The 21640-nt window shown below is 67.1% G+C and carries 20 protein-coding genes; 7 read left to right on the top strand and 13 right to left on the bottom strand.

What is annotated here, in order from left to right; all coding sequences use genetic code 11:
• The first annotated feature begins 145 nt into the window (after window positions 1-145).
• Window positions 146-1207 (top strand): type III polyketide synthase, encoded by a 1062-nt coding sequence (locus tag ACIUM1_RS03000; RefSeq protein WP_406815815.1) that lies wholly within the window; start codon window positions 146-148, stop codon window positions 1205-1207.
• A gap of 39 nt (window positions 1208-1246) precedes the next feature.
• Here the strand turns inward: ACIUM1_RS03000 and ACIUM1_RS02995 are convergent, their stop codons facing one another.
• From ACIUM1_RS02995 to ACIUM1_RS02960, 8 genes are all read right to left on the bottom strand, one after another.
• Window positions 1247-3037, bottom strand: a complete 1791-nt coding sequence (locus ACIUM1_RS02995; protein ID WP_406815814.1) for an ABC-F family ATP-binding cassette domain-containing protein — start codon at window positions 3035-3037, stop codon at window positions 1247-1249.
• Between the two features lie 24 nt (window positions 3038-3061).
• Complete coding sequence (locus ACIUM1_RS02990) at window positions 3062-3748, bottom strand: PAS and ANTAR domain-containing protein (RefSeq protein ID WP_406815813.1); 687 nt, start codon at window positions 3746-3748, stop codon at window positions 3062-3064.
• A 98-nt stretch (window positions 3749-3846) separates the two neighbouring features.
• The gene (locus ACIUM1_RS02985; RefSeq protein ID WP_406815812.1) at window positions 3847-4962 is read right to left on the bottom strand and encodes an enolase C-terminal domain-like protein; all 1116 of its coding nucleotides are present in this window, start codon (window positions 4960-4962) and stop codon (window positions 3847-3849) included.
• Window positions 4959-5975, bottom strand: coding sequence for an SDR family oxidoreductase (locus tag ACIUM1_RS02980; RefSeq protein ID WP_406815811.1), 1017 nt, complete (start codon window positions 5973-5975; stop codon window positions 4959-4961). Before ACIUM1_RS02980 ends, ACIUM1_RS02985 begins: the two co-directional genes overlap by 4 nt.
• A 30-nt stretch (window positions 5976-6005) precedes the next feature.
• Complete coding sequence (locus tag ACIUM1_RS02975) at window positions 6006-7796, bottom strand: glycoside hydrolase family 15 protein (RefSeq protein WP_406815810.1); 1791 nt, start codon at window positions 7794-7796, stop codon at window positions 6006-6008.
• Window positions 7789-9495, bottom strand: coding sequence for a GMC family oxidoreductase (locus tag ACIUM1_RS02970; RefSeq protein WP_406815809.1), 1707 nt, complete (start codon window positions 9493-9495; stop codon window positions 7789-7791). Before ACIUM1_RS02970 ends, ACIUM1_RS02975 begins: the two co-directional genes overlap by 8 nt.
• Window positions 9495-10241, bottom strand: a complete 747-nt coding sequence (locus tag ACIUM1_RS02965; protein WP_406815808.1) for a gluconate 2-dehydrogenase subunit 3 family protein — start codon at window positions 10239-10241, stop codon at window positions 9495-9497. Before ACIUM1_RS02965 ends, ACIUM1_RS02970 begins: the two co-directional genes overlap by 1 nt.
• 18 nt (window positions 10242-10259) lie before the next feature.
• The gene (locus tag ACIUM1_RS02960; protein ID WP_406815807.1) at window positions 10260-10766 is read right to left on the bottom strand and encodes a hypothetical protein; all 507 of its coding nucleotides are present in this window, start codon (window positions 10764-10766) and stop codon (window positions 10260-10262) included.
• Between the two features lie 517 nt (window positions 10767-11283).
• Here ACIUM1_RS02960 and ACIUM1_RS02955 point away from each other — a divergent pair.
• The 3 genes from ACIUM1_RS02955 (at window position 11284) to ACIUM1_RS02945 (ending at window position 13010) form a co-directional block, all read left to right on the top strand.
• Window positions 11284-11544, top strand: coding sequence for a hypothetical protein (locus ACIUM1_RS02955; protein ID WP_406815806.1), 261 nt, complete (start codon window positions 11284-11286; stop codon window positions 11542-11544).
• A gap of 169 nt (window positions 11545-11713) precedes the next feature.
• Complete coding sequence (locus ACIUM1_RS02950) at window positions 11714-12325, top strand: hypothetical protein (RefSeq protein WP_406815805.1); 612 nt, start codon at window positions 11714-11716, stop codon at window positions 12323-12325.
• Between the two features lie 184 nt (window positions 12326-12509).
• On the top strand, window positions 12510-13010 hold the full coding sequence (locus tag ACIUM1_RS02945; RefSeq protein ID WP_406815804.1) for a nitroreductase/quinone reductase family protein: 501 nt from the start codon (window positions 12510-12512) through the stop codon (window positions 13008-13010).
• An 82-nt stretch (window positions 13011-13092) separates the two neighbouring features.
• Here ACIUM1_RS02945 and ACIUM1_RS02940 read toward each other — a convergent pair whose 3' ends face one another.
• The 4 genes from ACIUM1_RS02940 to ACIUM1_RS02925 form a co-directional block, all read right to left on the bottom strand.
• The gene (locus tag ACIUM1_RS02940) at window positions 13093-13878 is read right to left on the bottom strand and encodes an alpha/beta hydrolase (RefSeq protein WP_406817504.1); all 786 of its coding nucleotides are present in this window, start codon (window positions 13876-13878) and stop codon (window positions 13093-13095) included.
• A gap of 215 nt (window positions 13879-14093) precedes the next feature.
• Entirely contained in the window at window positions 14094-14918 is an 825-nt protein-coding gene (locus tag ACIUM1_RS02935) for a hypothetical protein (RefSeq protein WP_406815803.1), read from the bottom strand.
• Window positions 14915-15523 (bottom strand): TetR/AcrR family transcriptional regulator, encoded by a 609-nt coding sequence (locus ACIUM1_RS02930; protein ID WP_406815802.1) that lies wholly within the window; start codon window positions 15521-15523, stop codon window positions 14915-14917. Before ACIUM1_RS02930 ends, ACIUM1_RS02935 begins: the two co-directional genes overlap by 4 nt.
• Window positions 15524-15661: 138 nt before the next feature.
• Complete coding sequence (locus ACIUM1_RS02925) at window positions 15662-16972, bottom strand: adenylate/guanylate cyclase domain-containing protein (RefSeq protein WP_406815801.1); 1311 nt, start codon at window positions 16970-16972, stop codon at window positions 15662-15664.
• Window positions 16973-17218: 246 nt separating this feature from the next.
• On the opposite strand from ACIUM1_RS02925, the gene ACIUM1_RS02920 reads away from it, so the two are divergent.
• The 3 genes from ACIUM1_RS02920 to ACIUM1_RS02910 all read left to right on the top strand — a co-directional run bounded on the left by ACIUM1_RS02920 (window position 17219) and on the right by ACIUM1_RS02910 (window position 20895).
• A complete protein-coding gene (locus ACIUM1_RS02920) occupies window positions 17219-17617 on the top strand; it encodes a DUF4189 domain-containing protein (RefSeq protein ID WP_406815800.1) in 399 nt (132 codons plus the stop codon).
• A 99-nt stretch (window positions 17618-17716) separates the two neighbouring features.
• Window positions 17717-20683 carry an acyl-CoA synthetase gene (locus tag ACIUM1_RS02915; RefSeq protein ID WP_406817503.1) on the top strand — a complete coding sequence of 989 codons (2967 nt, stop codon included), beginning with the start codon at window positions 17717-17719 and terminating at the stop codon, window positions 20681-20683.
• A complete protein-coding gene (locus ACIUM1_RS02910) occupies window positions 20680-20895 on the top strand; it encodes a Trm112 family protein (protein ID WP_406815799.1) in 216 nt (71 codons plus the stop codon). The genes ACIUM1_RS02915 and ACIUM1_RS02910 overlap by 4 nt, the downstream gene beginning before the upstream one ends.
• On the opposite strand, the gene ACIUM1_RS02905 is transcribed toward ACIUM1_RS02910, so the two are convergent.
• Window positions 20861-21481, bottom strand: coding sequence for a TetR family transcriptional regulator (locus ACIUM1_RS02905; protein ID WP_406815798.1), 621 nt, complete (start codon window positions 21479-21481; stop codon window positions 20861-20863). The two genes, ACIUM1_RS02910 and ACIUM1_RS02905, sit on opposite strands and share 35 nt — an antisense overlap.
• Window positions 21482-21640: the final 159 nt, after the last annotated feature.

Raw genomic sequence — 21640 nt, 5'->3', positions numbered from 1 at the left:
TGGCGGAGGCGTTTACGCGAACGATTACCCACCCTAATGATGCATGTGTTGAATACATGAATCTTTTGCACCACCAAACGCAACCGCATAAACTTCCCGCATTAAGGGGAGTGTTTGTGCGGGTTGGCAATCAAGAAGGTAGCTCATGAGCGTCATCGCGGGTGTTTTCGGCGCGTTGCCGCCACATCGGTATAGCCAACGCGAAATCACCGACCAGCTCGTCGAGTTGCCCGCGCTCAAGGAGCACGAAGAAATCGTCCGGCGGCTGCACGCCGCCGCCAAGGTCAACAGCCGGCACTTCGTGCTGCCTCTCGAGCGCTACCACGAGCTGACCGACTTCGGCGCGACCAACGAGATTTTCCTCGACAAGGCCGTGGAGCTGGGCTGTGACGCGCTGCTGGGCGCACTCGACGAGGCCGGCCTGCAACCGCACGACATCGACATGATCGCCACCACGACGGTCACCGGCATCGCGGTGCCGTCGCTGGATGCCCGGCTTGTCGGACGCCTTGGCCTGCGCCCGGACGTGCGCCGGGTTCCGCTGTTCGGCCTGGGCTGCGCGGCCGGGGCCGGGGGTGTCGGACGGTTGCACGACTACCTGCGTGGCGCCCCCGGCGGCGTCGCCGCCCTGGTGTCGGTCGAGCTGTGTTCGCTGACTTTCCCGACGGTCAGGCCGACCGTCTCGGGCCTGGTCGGCACGGCGATGTTCGGCGACGGCGCCGCGGCCGTGGTCGCCGTCGGCGACCGTCGCGCCGAGCAGCTGCATGCCGCCGGACCCGACATCCTCGATTCCCGCAGCCGCCAGTACCCCGATTCACTGCACATCATGGGCTGGAACATCGGCTCGGACGGAATGCAGCTGGCGATGTCGCCGGACCTGCCGAAGGTCGTCGACCGCTACCTTGCCGACGACGTGAACGGTTTCCTCGCCGGGCACGGGCTGACCAAGGACGACATCGGCGCCTGGGTGACCCACCCCGGCGGCCCCAAAGTCATCAACACCATCGCCAAGAGCCTGGAACTGCCCCCCGAGGCGCAGGAACTGACCTGGCGCTCGCTCGGGGAAGTCGCCAACCTGTCCTCGGCGTCGGTGCTGCACATCCTGCGGGACACGATCGCCAAACCGCCACCTGGCGGCAGCCCGGGGCTGATGCTCGCGGTGGGTCCCGGTTTCGGTTCCGAACTGGTGCTGCTGCGCTGGCACTGAGCCGCGCCCGGAGCCTGAGAACCTCTGGCGCTCAAAGCTTTACTCGAGCAGCTCGGAAAGCTCCAGCCAGCGACTCTCCGTCGCGGCGACCTCTTCCTCGAGCGCACGCAACTCCTGGGTGAGCCGGGTGATGCCGACATGGTCGGACTGATCGTGCGCGGCCAGTTCGACGTGCTTGTCCCGGATCCGGTCCGCCAACCGCGCGAGCTGGCGATCGATGGAAGCCACCTCTTTTTCCGCGGCGCGACGTTGCGCGCCGGTCATCGCTTGCGGGGCGGGGTCGGCGGGCCGCGACGATCCGGCGGCCGCGGCGCTGGCCCGCTGGTCGGCCAGCCGCAGGTACTCGTCGACACCGCCGGGCAGGTGCCGTAGCCGGCCATCCAGCACGGCGTACTGCTGATCGGTGACCCGCTCCAGCAGGTAGCGGTCGTGCGAGACGACGATCAGCGTGCCCGGCCACGAGTCCAGCAGATCCTCCATCGCGGCCAGCGTGTCGGTATCGACGTCGTTGGTCGGCTCGTCGAGCAGCAACACGTTCGGCTCGGACAGCAGCGTGAGCATCAGCTGCAGCCGCCGCCGCTCACCGCCGGAGAGGTCCTCGACGCGGGCGGACAACTGACCGCGGCCGAATCCGAGCCGTTCCAGCAGCTGTGTGGGGGTGACCTCACGACCGTCGACCTGATAGCCGCCTTGCAGCCTGCCCAGCACATCGGCGATCCGGTCGCCGCCGACCGCGGCCAGCGCGTCGCCCTGCTGGTCGAGCACCGCCAGCCGCACGGTCTTGCCGCGCTTGACGCGGCCCGTGTCCGGGGCGATGCTGCCGTCGATCAATCGCAGCAGGGTGGACTTGCCGGCGCCGTTGGCCCCGACGATGCCGGTGCGCTCGCCGGGGGCGATCCGCCACTCGATGTCGCGCAGCACCGGGCGGCCACTGAAAGGTGGGTACGAGACCGATACGTCGAGCAGATCGACCACGTCCTTGCCCAGCCGGGCGGTGGCCAGCTTGGCCAGCTCGACGGTGTTGCGCAGCGGTGGCACGTCGGCGATCAGCTGGTTGGCCGCCTCGATGCGGAACTTGGGCTTGGAGGTCCGCGCCGGCGCCCCGCGGCGCAGCCACGCCAGCTCCTTGCGCATCAGGTTCTGCCGCTTGGCCTCGGCGGCGGCGGCCATTCGGTCGCGTTCGACCCGTTGCAGGACGTAGGCCGCGTATCCGCCGTCGAACGGTTCGACGATCCCGTCGTGCACCTCCCACGTCGTGGTGGCGACTTCGTCGAGGAACCAGCGGTCGTGGGTCACCAGCAGCAGCCCGCCGGTGTTGCGCGCCCAGCGTTGGCGCAGATGACCGGCGAGCCAGGTGATGCCCTCGATGTCCAGATGGTTGGTTGGCTCGTCGAGTGCGATGACGTCCCATTCGCCGATCAGCAATTGGGCCAGCTGCACCCGGCGGCGCTGGCCGCCGGACAGCGTGCCAACCGTTGCCTCCCAGGCGATGTCGGAGACCAGCCCGGCGACCACATCGCGGACCCGCGCGTCGCCGGCCCACTGGTGTTCGGCGGCCTCACCGACGAGCGTGGAGCCCACGCTGCGGTCCGGGTCCAGCGTGTCGGCCTGGCTCAGCGCCCCGACCCGCAACCCGCTGCGCCGGGTGACGCGGCCGGAGTCGGGCGATTGTTGGCCGGTCAGCAGCCGCAGCAGGCTGGATTTGCCGTCGCCGTTTCGCCCGACGATGCCGATGCGCGCGCCGTCGTTGACCCCGAGCGTGATCGATTCGAAGACCACCTGAGTCGGATATTCGAGGTGTACGGCCTCGGCTCCCAGTAGGTGCGCCACTGGGCCGACCCTAGCGTGGCTCCGCTAGCCGAGGGTCAGCAGAGCCTGGTCCACCTGGCTTTGCGTCTCCGACGATGCCTTGCTGGCCACGGCGTCCAGGAAGCGGCCGGCGACGTCGCGCAGCTTGAGGTTCGCCTCCTGGGAACGCCACACCAGGATGTCGAACGCGCGCTCGGCCGAGATGCCGTAGGCGGTCATCAGCACGCCTTTGGCCTGCTCGATGCGCGCCCGGGCCTCGGCCACCGCCGACAGCACGTTGGTGATATCGGAGTGCAGTGAGTCGGTGACGTCGACGTAGAACCCGGACGTGCCGGTCAGCGCGCCGTTGTCGTCGACCATCCGATCGCCGGCGACGACGACGCAGCGGGTGCGCCCGGCGGTGTCGATGATGCGGTGCCGGCTGCTGAACGGCTTCCCCTTGGTCACGCGGTCCAGCACCGCCACCACCCGCTCGCGGTCTTCGGGATGCTTGTGTCGCAGCAGCAATTCCGTGCTGGGCTCCACCTGTCCCGGCTTGTAGCCGTGCATGCGCGCCACCGCATCCGACCACTCCCAGCGGTGGCCGTCGAGGTAGAACCAGAACCTGCCGACGCGCTGCGGCTCGCCGAGACCCAGCACCAGGTCGACCGCATTCAGATCGCCGTGGTCGACGGCGTCAGGCACCAGCGCCGCACGGCGCTCAACGGTCTCGTCGTTGGAGTTCACCGTCATGGTGCGTTTCTCCATCTCCTTCTGTGAAAACCCTGGCGTATCGATTCCCGTTTTTGCGCGCATCCACGCCTCGGCGTTGGACGAGTGGGAAGTGACACTCAGGCCATCCGGTAGCGCTCGGCGTCTTGGTATTTGAACTCCAGGCCGAGCCCCGGCCGATTCTGGTCGGGCCGCAGCGCGCCGCCCTCGGGCGACAGCGCGCCGTCGAAGAGCATGTGTTCGATGCGGTGGTGGTCGTGGAAGTACTCCAGGTGCCGCAGATTCGGGATGGTGGCGGCGACGTGGGCGTGCAGGTTGGGAGCGCAATGCCCGGAGACGTCCACGTTGTAGGAGGCGGCCACCGCCGCGGCGCGCACCCAGTCGGTGATGCCGCCGCAACGGGTGACGTCGATCTGCAGGCAGTCGACCGCGCCGGCGGCGACCATCCGGTTGAAGTAGGCCAGGTCGTAGCCGTACTCACCGGCGGTGACGTCGGGGGTCACCTGGTCGCGCACCTCCCGCAGCCCGGCCAGATCGTCGGAGGAGACGGGTTCCTCGAACCAGGTGACGCCGTGGTCGGCCATCGCGTGGGCCACCCGGATCGCCTGCTTGCGGCGGTAGCCACCGTTGGCGTCGACGTACAGTTCGGCGTCGGGCCCGATTACTTTGCGCGCCAAGGCGATCCGACTGAGGTCGCGGTCCACGTCGGAGCCCCACGACTCGCCGATCTTGATTTTCACCCGCGGGATCTTCCACTCGTCGACCCATCGCTCGAGTTGGGCGCGGGTGGTGCGCTCGTCATAAGTGGTGAATCCGCCGCTGCCGTAGATCGGTACTTCGGCGTGCGCCATGCCGAGCAGCCGGCATACCGGTAGCTCGAGCAGCTTGCCCTTGAGATCCCACAGCGCGGTGTCGACGGCCGAGATCGCGCAGGAGGCCAGGCCGGGGCGCCCGTTGTTGCGCATCGCGGTCACCATCGACGCCCACCGGGCGGGGATGTCCACGGCGCTGTGTCCGGTGAGCGCCTCGGCCAGTTTGCCGCCGATCAGCTTGCCGCACGCGCCGTCGGCGTAGGTGTATCCGATCCCGCGCCGGCCGCCGGCGGTGACCTCGGCCAGTACCAGCGTGGTCGAGGACCAGGACAGGGTGCCGTCGGCTTCCGGTGTGTCGGTCGGGATTTGGTAGGCCTGCGCGGTGACTGTTTCGATGACCGCGTCGATGCGCGCGGTTGTCATCGCGCCCACCGGCGGCCCGCCCGGGCCGCGAGCCAGGCACCCACCCCGGCGGCACCGAGCGCGCCGGTACCGCTGACTATCGGGTGCTGGGATGCCCACAGTTGCGGGCTGTGGGCGTGCGACCTGTCGTCGAACTGGCCGTGCGCGCCGTGGTCGGTGCCCGGCTCGGAGTCCAGCGGCTGCCAGAGGTTGTTGGGCCGGTCGCTGTCGACGCGCTCGTCGGTCTGCTGGGAGTCGTAGCCGGTGCGGCCGAGGTAGCGATCCAGCAGCGGTGCGACGAACTTCTGCCCCAGCAGCGTCACCATGGTGGAGTCGCCGACCCAGAACTGTTTACGCCCAGGATGATCGGCGGCATACAGGACGCCGCGGGCGGCGACCTCGGGCTGGTAGATCGGCGGCACCGGCTGCGGGTGGCGGGGCAGCCGCGACAGCACCCAGGAGAATTGGGGGGTGTTGACCGCGGGCATCTGGACGACGGTGATCCGCACCTTCGAGCCCTCGTGGAACAACTCGCAGCGCACCGATTCGGTGAACCCGTTGACGGCGTGCTTGGCGCCGCAGTAGGCCGACTGCAACGGGATCGATCGCTGGCTGAGCGCCGAGCCCACCTGCACGATGGTGCCGCGGTTGCGGGGCCGCATCTTGGCCAGCGCCGCCATGGTGCCGTGCACGTAGCCGAGGTAGGACACCTCGGTGACGCGCTTGAATTCGTCGGGGCTGATCTCGGTGAACGGCGCGAACACCGATGTGAACGCGACGTTGACCCAGACGTCGATGGGTCCGAAGGCGGCTTCGGCCTCATCGGCGGCGGCGACGACGGCCGCGTGGTCGGCCACATCGGTAGGGATGGCCAGGGCCTTGCCGCCGCCGGCTTCGACGTCGCGTGCCGCGCCGTCCAGCCCGGCGGTGCCGCGGGCGAGCAGGGCGACGTTGTCGCCGCGCCGGCCGAACTGTTGGGCGGTGGCGCGGCCGATGCCCGCGCTGGCTCCGGTGATCACGACTGTCTGTGTCATCGCAGAACTGCCTTTCGCTCGGTCCGGTAGTCACTCATGGTGGGCGTCGTCGTCGGTGAGGACGGCCGTGCATTCGAGCATCAGCGCGTGCGCGAACGCTTGCGGCAGGTTGCCGCGGAGCTGGCGCTGACGCACGTCGTACTCCTCGCAGAACAGCCCCGGCGGCCCGCACGCGGCCCGGTTGCGTTCGAACCAGCGCATCGCGCAATGACCATGACCGAGTTGGTGTTCGGCCAGCGCCATCATGAATCCGCAGAGCAGGAAGGCGCCCTCGGCGTCACCGAGCTCGCGCTCGTCGTGCCGGAAGCGGTAGACGAAGCCGTCGTCGGTGAGCTCCCGGCGAACGGCGTCCAGGGTGGCCCGGGTGCGGGGGTCGTCGGCGGGCAGGGCGCCGCGCACCGGCGGCAGCAGCAGCGACGCGTCGACGCCGGTCAGCCGCGGGCTGCGCTGCCAATAGCCGTGCGGGTGCAGGCAGCTCGAGGCGGTGTCGGCCAGGATCGCGTCGGCCAGCGAAGCGCAGGTGGTCACCTCGGGGCCGGCGCCGGCCACTTTCGCGATGGCGCGTAGCCCGGCCACGCAGGCCAGCCGCGACTGCGTCCAATACTCGTCGTCGATTTCCCACACCCCGGCATCCGGTTCACGCCAACGCTTTTCGATGGCCCTGATGGCGGTCTGTGCGGCGCGCCACCCGTCGGCGTCGAGCCGATCTTCGGCGCCCGCCCTGGCCAGCAACTGCAGCGCCTCGCCGAATACGTCGAGCTGGAACTGCTGATTGACCCAGTTGCCGACCTTGTCGGTGCCGCCGGGATAACCGGGCAGGTCGAGGGTTTCTTCACTGGGCACCGCGCCGCCGGTGACGGTGTACGCGGGTTTCAGGTTCGGACCGTCTTCGAGCAGCCGGGCGCCGACGAATTCGACCGCCCGGTCCAGCAGTTCGGTTGTGCCGACGGCGGCGGCGGCCATGCCGGCGTACACCTGGTCGCGGATCCAGGCGTAGCGGTAGTCATAGTTCTGGTTGGTGTGCGCGCGTTCGGGCAGGCTCATCGTCGCGGCGGCCACCATCCCGCCGCCGCTGCTGGTCAGTCCGCGCAGCACCGCGTAGGAGTGGCTCCCGTCGCGGGTGGCGATGGTGCAGTTCAACCGGGGCACGCTGCGCTGCCAGGTGGCCGCGGTGGCGTCCCAGGCGAGGTCGGGGTCGGGCGGCCGGTCGGGGAGCGCGCGTTCGGACAGCTCGAGCACCAGGTCGTGTTGTCGGCCCTCCTCCAGGGTGATCTCGCAGGCGAGCAACTCGCTTTTGTCGTGTGCGGCCTTGACGGTGCGCGCGTCGCAGCCGGCCAGCCAACGCCAGCGCAGCCGGCCCGACCGGCCGCTCCACACCCCGTCGTCGGAGGTCGGCTGGCCGAGACCGTGCCGGCCGAACCCCGCGCTCGGGGCGAGCAGCACCCGCACCCGCGCCGTACCGCTGCACACGATGAGGCGCCGCAGCAGCACCACCCGGTCGGGATCGCCGGGAAAGGCCAGTGCCTCACGACATTCCACGATGCCGTCGCGGGTGATCCAGCGGTTGCGCCAGATCAGGGTGCCCGGCTCGTAATAGCCGCCCCACACGTGCCGGACGTCGGTCGGAGTGATCGAGTAAACCCCGCCGCCACCAATGAGATTGGAGAAGACGGCGTCGGAGTCCCAGTGCGGCGCGCACATCCACGCCACGTCGCCCTGTGGCCCGATCAGCGCGCCGCGCTCGCCGTCGGCGAGCAGCGCGTATTCGCGCAGCACCCGGGGCGCGAAGATGGTCTCGACGTCGATGGTCCGATCAGCCACGGGCTCTCGCCTCCGACCTCCGTCCCGCAGTGGTATCGATCTTGCCGGCGGCCAATCGTTCGGCCAGCCGCGAGGCCAGCGCCATGATGGTCAGCGCGGGGTTGGCAGAGCCCTGCGTCGGGCACACCGAGCCGTCGGCGAGGAACAGGTTCGGCACGCCCCACACCCGTTGATCGGAGTCGACGACCGAATTGGCCGGGCTGGTGCCCATCCGCGCGCCGCCGATCAGGTGAGCGAAACGCTCGATGGTGAGCACGTCCTGGGCGCCGGCGGCGTGCAGGATGTCGCCGATCACCTTGGTGGAGTGCGCAATGTTGGCCTTGTCGTTGTCGCAGAGCGTGTAGTCGAACCGGGCCACCGGGATGCCGTACGGGTCCTTCGCTTCATCTCCAGAGGCCAGTGTCACCCGATTGTCCGGCTGTGGCAACAGCTCGTTGAGCACGCCGACCGTCGCCCAGTGGTTGTAGTCGCGCATGTACTCCCGCATGGCGCGGCCCCAATACCCTTCGGCCAGCACGTGTTCGGCCCAGCCGATCGGCAACGGCGACACGGTCTGGATAGCGAACCCACGGGCGAAGCCGCGGGAGACGTCGGTCTCGTAGAACTGCTCGGAGCTCACCTCCGGGGGAGGAGCCTTGTACATCCGGACCTCCTCGGACCACCGGCCCGCGGACTGGGTGGCCCCCTGCACCATGACGTAGCGCCCGACCTGATCATCGTTGTTGCCCAGCCCGTTCGGGAAGCGGTCGCTGGCCGAATTCAACAGCAGGCGGGGGGTTTCGATCGAATACCCGGCAATCGCAACCACTTTGGCGCGTTGCAGGCGCTCTTTGCCGCCGATCTCGTCGTAGTACACGACGCCGCGGGCGGCACCGCTTTCGTCGAGCTCGACGCGCGAGGCCATGCAGTTGGCGCGGATCTCCACGGCGTGGGCCAGCGCGTCGGGAAGGTGGGTGACGTACGGGCTGGCCTTGGCGTTGACCTTGCAGCCCTGCAGGCAGTAGCCGCGGTAGATGCAGTGTGGGCGGTTGCCGAAGGTGCCGTTGACGATGCCGACGGGTCCCACCCGCATCTCGATGCCGAGTTTGAGCGCGCCCCGCCAGATCTTGGCGGCCGCACCCGAAATGGGATGCGGTGTAAAGGGATAACGGTGTGGATCGCCCCAGGGCCAGTTCTGGCCGGCGACCGGCAGCTCGAGCTCGACCTGCTCGTAGTGGCGGCGGATGTCCTCGTAGCGGATGGGCCAGTCCGCCCCGACCCGGTCGCGGGTGTGGGTCTCGAAGTCGCTGGGGTGAAACCGCGGGGTGTAGCCGGCGTAGTGCACCATGGAGCCGCCCACCCCACGCCCGGAGTTGTTCTTGCCGAGCTCGATCGGGTCGTCGCCGCCGATGATGCGTTTCTGAGTCCAGTACAGGGCGTGGGAGCCGGCCTCGTCGGACACCCAATCCTCGTCGGGGTGCCAGAACGGGCCGGCCTCGAGGATCACCACCCGCCAGCCCTGGCGTGCCAGCCGCTGCGCCAGCACCGAGCCGCCGGCCCCGGCGCCCACCACAACCAGATCGACCTCGTCGTCGTCGGCGTAGCGGCGCATCGTCTTCTCGCCCGGCAGGTCGCGGGTGTGCACGTCGAGCAGGAATCGCGAATCGTTGTCCTTCGGTTCGACCGCTCCCTTGAACAGGCCGCGCAACAGGTCGCCCATCACAACTCCCCGTTGTTCACGATGTGCACCGGATCTTCGTCGGTGGCACCGGGAGTCTCGTACGGTTCGCGCGCGGCGGCCGGCCCGGTGGCTCCACCGAGGCGCATGAAGCCGCGCGGGTAGGCGGGGCCGCCGAAGCCGATCTCGTTCCACGCCCACGGGTGAGAGTAGAAGGCCGACAATGCCATTCGCATGCACACCGACCACGCCCGCTTGACGTTCAGGTTTTCCCATGCGCCGCCGTGCAGGTCCGCCTTCGCGAACCGGTCGATGATCGCCTCGCGGGTTTCCGGATCAGCTTCGGCGAATGAAGCCTTGCCGTAGTGGGTCGACGCCGTCTCGTCCAGCCCGCGAAGCACCAGCCGCCAGGTGTCACGGTCGTCGGGCATGTCGGCGTACTGGTAGCCGTCGAGGCGCCCGTCGGCGAGCTTGCCGTCGACCGCCTCGGCCACCGGCACCCGCGGCTCGACGTCCTGCGCGAGCACCGTGTCGCAGAACGCGCGCAGGCACGGCTCCTCTTCGAGCGGGAAAAACCGCAGCGGGCCGGGTGGCTCCAGCCGGGCCAGCACCACCTTTCTGGTGGCCTCGTCCCACGTGTCGGCGGTTTGCAGCACGTCGTAATCCGGATAGCGCCCGATCATCTGCGGGGTGACGCCGCGGCGCTGTTTCGGCAGCCAGGACGGGTGCGGCGGCTTGCCGTCCGGGCGCAGGTTGGGGAGGTGGTCGGGGCGTGAGGTGTTGGCCATCTCAGAAATCCCCGTGCCCTAACCGCGGAACCGCTCGCGGCGCAGGATCGACGCCAGCAACCCCATTCCGCCGACCATGCACATCAGCCCCGGAGCCGCGATCGGCGGCCCCATCGGCACGTTGTAGGAGGCGTTCTTCCATCCACCCGGCTTGCGCGCGACACCGCGCGCGTGCAGGTATTCGCCCAGCAGGCCGTTGGCCGTGTAGATGCCCGCGGTGATAGGCAGCCACAGTTTGGCCCAGCGCCGGGAGAACACGCCGCCGATTCCGGCGACGACCACCGGTGGGGTCACCACGATGGGGCTCCACATCCATTTGTTGCCGAAGCTGGCTTTGTAGTGCTCGAAATAGATCTCGGCCGTCGTCACCAGCGCCGCCACCGCGGTCAGCCCCGACAGCGAGCGTTCGAACCGGCCGTGCGCGACGTCGTACAAAGCTCGCCCGGCCAGATGTTGGACCTCGCCGAGGCCGTCGCTGCCGGCGGTGCGGCCTTTCCGCCGTCCGCCGTCGCCCAGCAACAACATATGCATCCCTTTCTCGCTCGCGCTCGTGCCCGATCGGCGATTTACCGGCCGGGTGTGATGTGGTGGACGAACGGGCTGGCGGCCTGCGGCGCGCCCGAACCACGATCGTCGGGTGTGCGAATGAATGCGCTGGTGACGTGCTGGGATGATCCGTCCGGCGAACTCGACGCCGTCATGCCCATGAGCCACCTCGCCCTCGCGCTGGAAGGAACACGGTCTGGCCGGCTTCGGCCCCGACATTGTCCGTGCAGTAACGGTCGCCAAAGCCAGCCCAGAAAACTGGAAGCGCCCAGCTGTGTCTTTCAACCGAGGGGGTCCCGACGTCGCGTCGTGACCGAAGCGCATCGGCTGTGTACCCGGCATCGTGCTGCGCAAACGGGTTCACGGCCAGTTCTCAGCGTGCTTTCAGGAGGGGTGCTCGACCTCGTTCGCCGTGCGGCAAGGGGTTCGCGCCGGGCGGCTTGCGAACGCCCGCCTCGCAGGATTGATTGGCGACGGAATGGGTAAAAACCCGATTATGAAAAAAATTGTGCGCATCGCAGCATCAGCGGTGGCCCTGACCGCCGGTCTGGGCCTCGCTGGGTCGGGGGCGTCCGCTATCGCACACGCCCACCCGGCACCTTTCCCCGAGTACCACTGGTGTCCCGGCCAGTGGTGGGATCCGGCCTGGGGCGGTAACTGGGACATGGGCCGCTGCCATGACGACCACTGGTACGACGGCGAGGCCCGCGACCAGGGCCACTGGCACAACGGTCCGTGGGACCCAAACTGGCACTGACGTCCGTCGGGTGATCGTCTAAGCCATGCGGGTCACGTTGGGCTGGAAGTCAATTCGCGTAGGCGCTTGAGAACGAGCCGTAGGGCGGCGCCACGTACGCCTTGAACCTCAAGGCGCTGTGCCGCGGTCACCACGTGGAGTCAAGGCTCACCTGTGGGAGGCTTCCGGGGTGAGCAGGATCGACGACACCAGCCGCCAGTCGTTGCTACGCCGGGGTTTCGCCCTGGAATATGCCACGCTGGGGTGGAATGTGGTAGGCATCGTCGTCCTCGCCGCCGCAGCTGTCGGCGCAAAATCGGTGGCCTTGGCCGGCTTTGGCTTCGACTCGCTGATCGAAATCGGCGCCTCGACAGTGGTGGTCTGGGAACTATCGGGCACTGGCAAGGCTCGGGAGCGATTGGCGTTGCGTCTCATCGGTATGGCGTTCGCCGCGCTAGCTTGCTATCTGCTTGTGCAGTCCACAATCGTGCTGACAAACGGCTTTCACGCCCGACATTCCCCGCTCGGGATTGCCTGGACTGCCGTCACTGCGGCGGTGATGTTCGCCCTCGCCGCTGGTAAGGCGCGGACCGGCGCTGCGTTAGCCAACCCCGTGTTGACCACGGAGGGCCGTGTCACGTTGATCGACGGGCTGCTCGCTATTGCGGTACTGCTGGGACTTCTGCTCAACGCCGTGGCCGGATGGTGGTGGGCCGACCCGGTGGTCGGGTATGTCCTCGTCCTGTACGCACTGCGGGAAGTCAGAGAAATCTTTCTGGCGTCTCCTAGCGAAGTTCACTGATTCAGGACCCGCCTCACAGATGTACTTCACGCAACCGATATCACCATGTGCTGAAAACGCTCTGGGGGTGGCGCGACCGACACCCCGCCGACGGCACGCTAAATCTTCCAAGACACCCTGAAATCGCGCCTGACCTGGACCAAGTGCGCGTTATTGAGGCGGCGGCGAAGGTATCTTCCCATTCATGCCGCTGCGTTACGTCGATCCGTACAAGAAACATGGCCGCTGGTATCGGGCCCTGGAACGCTTCGGTCGTTCCCGTGCGGGACAGTGGTACGGACGACATGTCGGCCCTCACATTGACCCATGGTTGTACCGGGCGACGGGCGGGCGTTGGCCGTCGATTCTCGGCGGCGTTTCTACCGCGCCGCTGATGACCACGGGTGCAAAGTCACGTCAGCCGCGAGAGCATCAAATCACCTACTTCCACGATGGACCCGATCCCATCGTGACCGCCTCAAACTACGGGGGAGCGAAACACCCGCAGTGGTACTACAACCTCAAGGCGCACCCTGAATGCGAATTGGGCGGCGAGAAATTTCTGGCGACCGAGGTCACCGACCCCGACGACTACGCACGCGTTTATGGGCTAGCGGAGCAGGTCTACTCCGGTTGGAGCGACTACCGCCAGAAGACGGAGCCAATTGGCCGCCATATCCCCGTCTTTCGGCTCAAGTCACGCTAGCCGCGTTCGACGAGGCCCCTGCCCGCCTGGCGGCACGGTAACTTTTGTGGGATACCAATTGGTGGTATCCGCCGCGCGGCGGCTAGGCCATGGAGAACACGCGATTCCTAGCAATCCAGTCGTCAATGTGGCCCATGGTGACCGCCAGCGCCGCCCCCGAAAACACCATGTGGTCGGAAAGAGGAATTTTTACGTAGGTCCCGTGCTGGTACTTGGCTGCGGTCTGGCGCACGACACCGGCCGGCACGATGCGGTCGTACTCGCCGCCTATCACCAGCACCGGGCTGGAGACCGCCGCGAAGTTGACAACCGTGGCGTCGGAAAGCTTGACCGCCGCAAGGAGCATCTCCCAGTTCGCTCGCCCGGATTCGCAAACCAGCCCCTCGTGTATCTCGTCCGCGATGTCATCGGTCTGGGTGTTGGCGACCCACCGTCGAAACTGCTGCGGCGTCGGGGGTTGCACTGGCTTGGCCCAGGGGCGTCGCCTTAAGAACCACGGGAGGGACATGCGTAAATTTGTGCGGGTCGTACCGAAAATTCCGGCCGCTGGGGCAGGGCAAGCTAGCACTAAGCCAGCGTGCCGTGTGCGCGCGGCGACCAGCTGTGCCAGCAGCCCGCCCATCGAGTGACCTATTAGCAGCGGTGGGCTGTCCAGCGAGTCCACAAATGTCACTAAGTCATCGGTGTAATCGCGGAGGCTAAGTGAGGCAATTCTTGTCGCGCCTTCTTGCCGGGGCAGATCATGATGGCGCAGCGTCGGGGTGTGCGCCGTGTATCCACGCTCTTCGAATCCGACTCGGGCTGGAGCCAACTGCTCCCCACGGCTCCAGTTGCCGTGAATCAAGACGACGTGTCGGGCGTCGGGCATGAAACTAAGGATGACAGCCAGTCCGGAAGGCAGCGCCCGATAATCGTCAAGTTTGATTTGCGACATGTGGGCGCATGGGACTCCGCGACTGCCAGCTGCCCGACGGCACGGTAAATCGTGTAGGACACCCGTTGCGAGGTCTGGCTTTCCGGCGGCGGTGGGGGGTTGTCGCCCGGCTGCCCGATGTCGCGAGCCAGACTACCGGCGGCAGCCGCTCATGGGTGTGTGACGAGATACGTTTCGTTGCTCAGCTCAGCAGTGAGTTCCTCAATGTCGAAGGGCCGATCGAGTCGTGCATGCAACGCCTTCGAGTCGATGAGCAGGCTAATCTCGGCGGTTTGGCGGGCGAAGAGTCGTCCAATGAACGGATAGATTCGACGCATGATCGCCCGCTCCGCGGCGGTGCAGCGCGAGGCACAGTAGCCGACGTGGCCGATTTCGTCCGTAAGGATATCGCTGTAGAGCAGTTCGATTCGTTCGGCTACTTCGGGTTCGTCGGCGAAGAGTTCGATGCCAACGCGGCGTAGTTCGTCGAACATAATGCAGCCCGCCATCTCTGCGGCACCGACGAATACGAATCCGAGTCGCTCGGGGAGAAACACGCCTGTCTTCACGAACTGGCGCATCACGAAGGGCGGTGGGACAACTTGGAAGGTCAAATCGAAGACGTCTAGTGCGTATGCCAGCAGCCGGGTGTGGTAGTGCTCTTCCAGTTCGAGGTAAACGTTTTCGGGCGGCAGATTCTCATCACTGTTGCGCCCATAGGTTTCGCCGAGTCCCACGCCGAACCGTTCAGCCTGGTTCAGTTTGGCTGTTGCCAGCAGAAACAGCATCTTCCTGTCCAGGCCGGCTTCGGGCCGGCGCCGGCGCAGATTGCGAAGGAACGTTGATCGGTCGGCAGGATGGGCCGAGCGGACGGGATTCGCTTCAAGGTCGTTGAAAAACTGCTCTCGATTCGCTAACCGTCTATTGAGCAGGTCGGCTTCCCCGTCACGTCTGGCCAAGAAATCTCGGTAGCCCTCGATGCTTGTGCGGCTCATCGGTTCTCCATTCCTTTCACAATCGTTGTCACATAACGACTTAACAGGGCAGCATCGTGTGTCCCCGTGGCCAGTAGTGCGAACAGCCCGCTGAGGAAAAACGTCGCGAGTTCCGCAGCGTCGCGGTCCGAGGACACCTGTCCTGCGTCTTGCGACCGGCTGATCACGCGCACCAAAAACTCTGCGAGCGGGTGCTGCCCTAATTCATCTTCGACCGGACGCGTCGCGGAGAAATGCAAGCCGAGCATGTCCCGGAAAACGACTTTGCCCAACCGACGCTCAGCGCTGACTACGTGATTTACAACTTCCCCAAGCACCGACGCCAGATCGCCCTTGGGTTCGCCGAGTTCACTGATGATCCGCTTCTCCTCGTCGCGCTCCACCTCGATAAGAACGTGCTCCTTTGTTGGGAAGTGGAAGTAGAACGTTCCTCGCACCACACCCGCTGCAGCGGCGATGGCAGTGACATCAGCGGCGGCCAACCCACGGTGCGAAATTTCAGCCAGCGCGGCCTCGAACAACCGGGCTCGGGTTTCGAGGCGGCGAATTTCCCGCACCCCCCCGCCTGTGGATTCAGCCACGGATGGAGCTTTTGGCGTACTCATAGCGGCCACCGTACGCTTGCTCGCTGACGGCCGTCAATGACGGTCGTCAGCGAATGCACAACACATCGCGCCTTGCTCGCGACCGCCAGCTGCCCGACGGCCCGGGCATTTTGGAAGACACACCTCAGGGGGCCGTCGCTAAGAGGAAGCGACGGCGAACAAACGCCACTCACCCGGCACACCCTTGAGCTCATGCGTGCCGCGATCCTCGAACTCGATCCCTGACCCGATCACCAAGTCGCGCAACGTACTCGACACCACAACTTCGTTTGCTCCCGCCACGGCGCTCACACGCGCGCCGATGTGCACGGCAATCCCCCCGATGTCATCCCCGCGAACCTCGCACTCTCCGGTGTGCAACCCGGCACGCACCTCAATACCAAGCGCGTGCACCGCGTCGCGGATCGCCATCGCGCAGCGGATCGCACGCTGAGGACCGTCGAACATAGCCAGGAAGCCGTCGCCCGACGTGTTCACCTCTCGGCCCCGAAACCGGGCGAGTTGAGATCGGACCACGACGTCGTGTGCATCAAGCAGCGCATGCCAGTTGCGATCACCCATGTCGGCAGCCCGGCGCGTGGAATCCACGATGTCGGTGAACAGCACGGTCGCCAGCACACGGTCGTCGGCGACATCTGGCTGCTCCCCGGTGAGAAATTCGGCAATCTCCCGGAACGACTCACGCCAGGGTTCGACGTAGTGGTAGAGGTTGCGTCCCGGTAGCTCAACGTATTTCACTCCCGGGATGTGGTCTGCGACGTATTTGCGTTGCGCGGGAGTGATAAACGGGTCATCGGTGTGCTGGAGGATGAGAGTCGGCACCCGAACGGTCGGAAGCAGCGCCCGTATCTCCAATTCGGACACCACCGGCAACAGGTCGGCGACGGTCCGTGGACTCACCGAAAGGCGTTCGAACCGTGCCCACGTAGCCCGAATTTCCTCATTCCACGGCATATCCGGATTCATCGCATGTTCGAACTCGCCCGTCCCCCATAGGGCGACCATGTCCTCCCAGAACTTCTCCGGAGTGATGTCGGCGGCCCGCGGGTCTGCATAGACCTCAAGCCCGACCAGCGCCGTGGTGCGAGACGGATAGCTGGCCGCGAACAGCACCGCGGGCGCGAAGGCGGCGTTCGGCGCGACGAGGACGGCTTCGCGACTGCCCAGATCGTCTAACACCGCGGTGATGCTGTCGGTCCATTGCTCCAACGTCGGCAATGCCCCCTGAGAAGCGGGATCGGAGGCACCCGTGCCCGGCTGATCGAAAGAGATCAAGCGACCCAGTGATGTCATCGCCTCGACCCACCCCTGGATCGCGGGCAGATCGGGCAGAATCTCGCAACAGTTGAACCAGTTCGGCACGAACACGATGTCGCGCTCGCCCTCGGGCGATGCGCGGTAGGCGACCCGCAAGTCCCCGTTCAGCGCATACCGCGTCTCCGAGAACATTGCGGAAGTTTAAGCCGACGAACGTGTCGATTTCCGGGATCAGGCCGCTGGGCTGATCGCTACGCGCCGAGCGCAACCGCCATGATGCCCACCCGCACCCGCGCCCGCACCCGCGCCCGAAACCGGTCGAAGGCGCCGGCGAGCCACCGCCGTTCTAACGGGGTTCAACGCCAGATCACACGTTCTGCCTGGCTGACGCTGTCACCGTGAGAGGTGTCCACCAACGGGGGAGACAGGTCGTGACCGATGAAAAACGTCGGGCTTTGCGCGGCGATCGGCGTGCTCGTCGCCGCTGGATTAAATGTGGCCACACCGGCGGCCAGGGCTGATATCTCCCTCTACTGCAGACCGGGATGCTGGGGTGCGATCGCGGCGTCACCGTCGACCGGGGAGGAAGCGATCCGGCTCGGCTACACCACTCAGCAACAGGCGGAGGACGCGGCCGTCTTGTGGTGCGACGTGATCGGCAAGACGAACGACTGCCGGGTGCTCACATCGGGGCTGGGCTGCCTCTCGGTCGCAGAGAGCGGCGATGGCAAGACGCTGGCGGCGCGGCAGGCGTTCACCCAAGACGCCGCCGACGCTGCGGCCTTGGACGGCGCGGGGCCGGGGTCGACCATCGACCTGAACGGGTGCAGCGGGTGACACTCGTTCCGGGGAACCACCGCCCTTCTAGCTGCCCTGATGTGCCATGATGTCCAAGCTGTCAAGACTCAGGGAGCAGCAGTGGATCTCAATTTTTCGATGGTCACACGACCGGTCGAGCGGCTGATCGCAACAGCACAGAACGGGCTGGAGGTCTTGCGGCTGGGGGGCTTGGAAACCGGTACTGTGCCGTCGCCGTCCCAGACCGTCGAGAGCGTGCCGATGTACAAGCTGCGGCGGTACTTTCCGCCGGACAGCCGGCCCGGCCAGTCGCCGGTCGGGCCGCCGGTGCTGATGGTGCACCCGATGATGATGTCCGCGGACATGTGGGACGTGACGCGCGACGAAGGCGCGGTGGGAATCCTGCACGCCCACGGGCTTGATCCCTGGGTCATCGACTTCGGCGAACCCGACAAGGTCGAGGGTGGCATGCGTCGCACCCTGGCCGACCACATCGTCGCGCTCAGTCAGGCCATCGATACGGTCCGAGAGGTCACCGGCAGCGACATTCATCTGGTCGGCTACTCGCAGGGCGGCATGTGGTGTTACCAGGTCGCCGCCTACCGGCGTTCGAAGAGCCTGGCCAGCATCGTCACGTTCGGTTCGCCGGTGGACACCCTGGCCGCCCTGCCCATGGGCATCCCGGCAAACTTTGCCGCACCGGCCGCCAACTTCATGGCCGACCACGTCTTCAGTCGGCTGGCCATCCCGAGCTGGATGGCGCGCACCGGTTTCCAGATGCTCGACCCGCTCAAGACCGCCAAGGCGCGCGTCGACTTCGTGCGCCAGCTGCACGACCGGGAGGCGCTACTCCCGCGCGAACAGCAGCGCCGGTTCCTCGAGCGCGAAGGGTGGATCGCCTGGTCGGGTCCGGCAATCTCCGAACTGCTCAAGCAGTTCATCGCCCACAACCGGATGATGACCGGCGGATTCGCCGTCAACGGCCAGATGGTGACCCTCACCGACATCACCTGCCCGGTGCTGGCTTTCGTCGGCGAAGTCGACGACATCGGGCAGCCGGCCTCGGTGCGCGGCATCCGGCGGGCGGCACCGGACGCCGAAGTCTACGAATCCACCATCCGCACCGGGCATTTCGGTTTGGTAGTCGGATCCAAGGCGGCGCAACAGAGCTGGCCGACCGTCGCCGAATGGGTGAAATGGTTGTCCACCGGGGGCGACAAACCGGACAGCATCGACCTGATGGCCGATCAGCCCGCGGAGCACACCGACAGCGGCGTCGCGTTGAGTTCCCGGCTCGCGCACGGCCTCGGCGAAGCGTCCGAGGCGGCGCTGGGACTGGTGCGCGGCGCGGCCAACACCGTCGTCGCCGCCAACAAGTCGGTGCGCACCCTGGCCGTCGAGACGGCCCGGACCCTGCCGCGCCTGGTGCGCCTGGGCCAGATCAACGACCACACCCGGATCTCGCTGGGCCGCATCATCGATGAGCAGGCTCACGACGCGCCCCAGGGCGAATTCCTGTTGTTCGACGGCCGCGTGCACACCTACGACGCCGTGAACCGGCGCGTCAACAACGTCGTTCGCGGCCTGATCGACGTCGGGGTACGGCAGGGCGACCGGGTCGGCGTGCTGATGGAAACCCGCCCCAGCGCGCTCGTGGCGATCGCCGCGTTATCCCGGCTCGGCGCCATCGCGGTGGTGATGCGGCCCGACGCCGACCTGGCCGCCTCGGTGCGGCTCGGGGGAGTGACCGAACTGCTCACCGATCCCACCAACCTCGACGCGGTGCTGGGGTCCGACCGTCAGGGACTGCGGCAGGTGCTGGTGCTCGGCGGCGGGGAATCGCGGGATCTGCACCTACCCGAGGACTCCGACGTCATCGACATGGAACAGATCGACCCGGACGCCGTCGAGCTGCCCGGGTGGTATCGCCCCAACCCGGGACTGGCCCGGGACCTGGCGTTCATCGCGTTCAGCGCGGCCGGCGGGGAACTGGTGGCCCGGCAGATCACCAACTACCGCTGGGCGGTGTCGGCCTTCGGTACCGCCTCGACGGCCGCCCTGGACCGCCGCGACACCGTCTACTGCCTGACGCCGCTGCACCACGAGTCGGCGCTGCTGGTCAGCCTGGGTGGCGCCGTGGTCGGCGGGACCCGCATCGCCCTGTCGCGCGGCCTGGACCCGAGCCGATTCGTCCAGGAGGTGCGCCAGTACGGCGTCACCGTGGTGTCCTACACCTGGGCGATGCTCCGCGAAATCGTCGACGACCCCGCCTTCGTGCTGCAGGGCAACCATCCGGTGCGGCTGTTCATCGGCTCCGGCATGCCAACCGGGCTGTGGGGCCGCGTCCTCGAGGCGTTCGCTCCCGCCCACGTCGTCGAGTTCTTCGCGACCACCGACGGGCAGGCGGTGCTGGCCAACGTGTCCGGCGCCAAGCTCGGCAGCAAGGGTCGCCCGTTGCCGGGCGCCGGGCGAATCGAGCTGGGCGCCTACGACGCCGAGCACGACCTGATCCTGGAGAACGAGCGCGGCTTCGTGCAGATCGCCGAACCCAAGCAGCTGGGGGTCCTGCTCGCCGCGTCCAACGGCCCGATCGATCCCAGCGCCTCGGTCAAGCGCGGCGTCTTCGCCGCCGGCGACACCTGGATCTCGACCGAGTACCTGTTCTACCGCGACGACGACGGCGACTTCTGGCTGGCGGGCCGGCGTGGCTCGGTGGTGCACACCCCGCGTGGCCTGGTCTTCGCCGAGCCGGTCACCGACGCGCTGGGCTGCATCAACGGCGTCGACCTCGCCGTGACCTATAACGTGCCGGTGGGTGACCACGAGGTGGCGGCGTCGGCGGTGACGCTGTTGCCGGGCGCCTCCATCACCGCGGCCGACCTGACCGAGGCCTTCGCCAAGATTCCCATCGGCCTGGGCCCCGACATCGTGTGCGTGGTGCCGGAGATGAACCTGAGCGCGACGTTTCGTCCCACGGTCAGTGCCCTGCGGGCGGCGGGGATTCCGAAGGCCGGACGGCACGTCTGGTACTTCGATGCCGACACCAACCAGTACCGCCGCCTGACGAACGGAATCCGTTCCGAGCTGACTGGAGCGCAGTCATGATCGACGATGCATTGCTGAGCATCCTGGTATGCCCCGACGACCGCGGCCCGCTGATGCTGGTGGGCTCCGAACTGTTGTACAACCCGCGACTGCGGCGCGCCTACCGCATCGAGGACGGCATCCCGGTGCTGCTCATCGACGAGGCCCGCGACGTCGGCGACGACGAGCATGCCCGGCTCATGGCGCAAGGCCGTCCGGCAGATCCCCGGTGAGGTAGCGCTGCAGGTTCGGCGCGATGGCAGCGACGATCTGTTCGGGCGGTAGCGACGCGAACGGCTCCAGCTGCAGGATGTAGCGCGCCATCACCACGCCGACCAGTTGCGACGCCACGAGCTGGATGCGGATGGTTCCACTTCCCGGTGGATTGTCCACGCGCGGGCCGACTTCCACCGTGATCACGTCTTCGATGAAGGTCCGGAACAGGTTGATCTCTTCGCCGGCCAGGACGGACCGCAGCGCGGCGATGAACGCCGCTCCGATCTCGGAATCCCATAGCGGCAACAACATTGACGGGATCCGATGGCCGAGTTCGGCAACCGGTATCTCGCGCAACGGCCCGATGATGTCCATCGGGTCGATCGGTATGTGCACGGCCGCGGCGAACAGCTTCTCCTTGGTGCCGAAATAATGATGCACCAATGCCGAATCCACCCCCGCCGCCGCGGCCACCGCGCGGATCGAGGTGTTGCGAATCCCTCTGCTGGCGAACATTTCTCGCGCACAGGCCAGGATGCGGTCGCGGGTGTCGGAGACTCCGGCCGGCCTTCCCCGCCGACGGCCGGCGCTGGTGGCCGTCACCAGAACCCTCCGTCGCGACTCGCCACTGGGGCGTCTCCGTGGCTGCCCGCCACTAGGAACTTTCCGTGGCGACCCGCTGCGCCCGGCAGCGCCGCGCTTGCGATCGCCACTAGGGCGTCTCGGTGGCGACCCGCTGCGCCCGGCTGCGCCGCGCTTGCG

This window comes from Mycobacterium sp. M23085, from assembly GCF_045343915.1.
GTDB lineage: Bacteria > Actinomycetota > Actinomycetes > Mycobacteriales > Mycobacteriaceae > Mycobacterium.
The sequence above is the reverse complement of the archived record's forward strand: the minus strand, read 5'-3'. Positions and strand labels throughout refer to the sequence as shown.

Excerpts from the sequence above, each read along its gene's own strand:
- ACIUM1_RS03000 (WP_406815815.1), top strand. The coding sequence starts at position 146 with ATGAGCGTCATCGCGGGTGTTTTCGGCGCGTTGCCGCCACATCGGTAT.
- ACIUM1_RS02990 (WP_406815813.1), bottom strand. The coding sequence starts at position 3,748 with ATGACGGTGAACTCCAACGACGAGACCGTTGAGCGCCGTGCGGCGCTG.
- ACIUM1_RS02985 (WP_406815812.1), bottom strand. The coding sequence starts at position 4,962 with ATGACAACCGCGCGCATCGACGCGGTCATCGAAACAGTCACCGCGCAG.
- ACIUM1_RS02980 (WP_406815811.1), bottom strand. The coding sequence starts at position 5,975 with ATGACACAGACAGTCGTGATCACCGGAGCCAGCGCGGGCATCGGCCGC.
- ACIUM1_RS02970 (WP_406815809.1), bottom strand. The coding sequence starts at position 9,495 with ATGGGCGACCTGTTGCGCGGCCTGTTCAAGGGAGCGGTCGAACCGAAG.
- ACIUM1_RS02965 (WP_406815808.1), bottom strand. The coding sequence starts at position 10,241 with ATGGCCAACACCTCACGCCCCGACCACCTCCCCAACCTGCGCCCGGAC.
- ACIUM1_RS02960 (WP_406815807.1), bottom strand. The coding sequence starts at position 10,766 with ATGTTGTTGCTGGGCGACGGCGGACGGCGGAAAGGCCGCACCGCCGGC.
- ACIUM1_RS02955 (WP_406815806.1), top strand. The coding sequence starts at position 11,284 with ATGAAAAAAATTGTGCGCATCGCAGCATCAGCGGTGGCCCTGACCGCC.
- ACIUM1_RS02945 (WP_406815804.1), top strand. The coding sequence starts at position 12,510 with ATGCCGCTGCGTTACGTCGATCCGTACAAGAAACATGGCCGCTGGTAT.
- ACIUM1_RS02940 (WP_406817504.1), bottom strand. The coding sequence starts at position 13,878 with ATGCCCGACGCCCGACACGTCGTCTTGATTCACGGCAACTGGAGCCGT.
- ACIUM1_RS02935 (WP_406815803.1), bottom strand. The coding sequence starts at position 14,918 with ATGAGCCGCACAAGCATCGAGGGCTACCGAGATTTCTTGGCCAGACGT.
- ACIUM1_RS02930 (WP_406815802.1), bottom strand. The coding sequence starts at position 15,523 with ATGAGTACGCCAAAAGCTCCATCCGTGGCTGAATCCACAGGCGGGGGG.
- ACIUM1_RS02925 (WP_406815801.1), bottom strand. The coding sequence starts at position 16,972 with ATGTTCTCGGAGACGCGGTATGCGCTGAACGGGGACTTGCGGGTCGCC.
- ACIUM1_RS02920 (WP_406815800.1), top strand. The coding sequence starts at position 17,219 with ATGAAAAACGTCGGGCTTTGCGCGGCGATCGGCGTGCTCGTCGCCGCT.
- ACIUM1_RS02915 (WP_406817503.1), top strand. The coding sequence starts at position 17,717 with ATGGTCACACGACCGGTCGAGCGGCTGATCGCAACAGCACAGAACGGG.
- ACIUM1_RS02910 (WP_406815799.1), top strand. The coding sequence starts at position 20,680 with ATGATCGACGATGCATTGCTGAGCATCCTGGTATGCCCCGACGACCGC.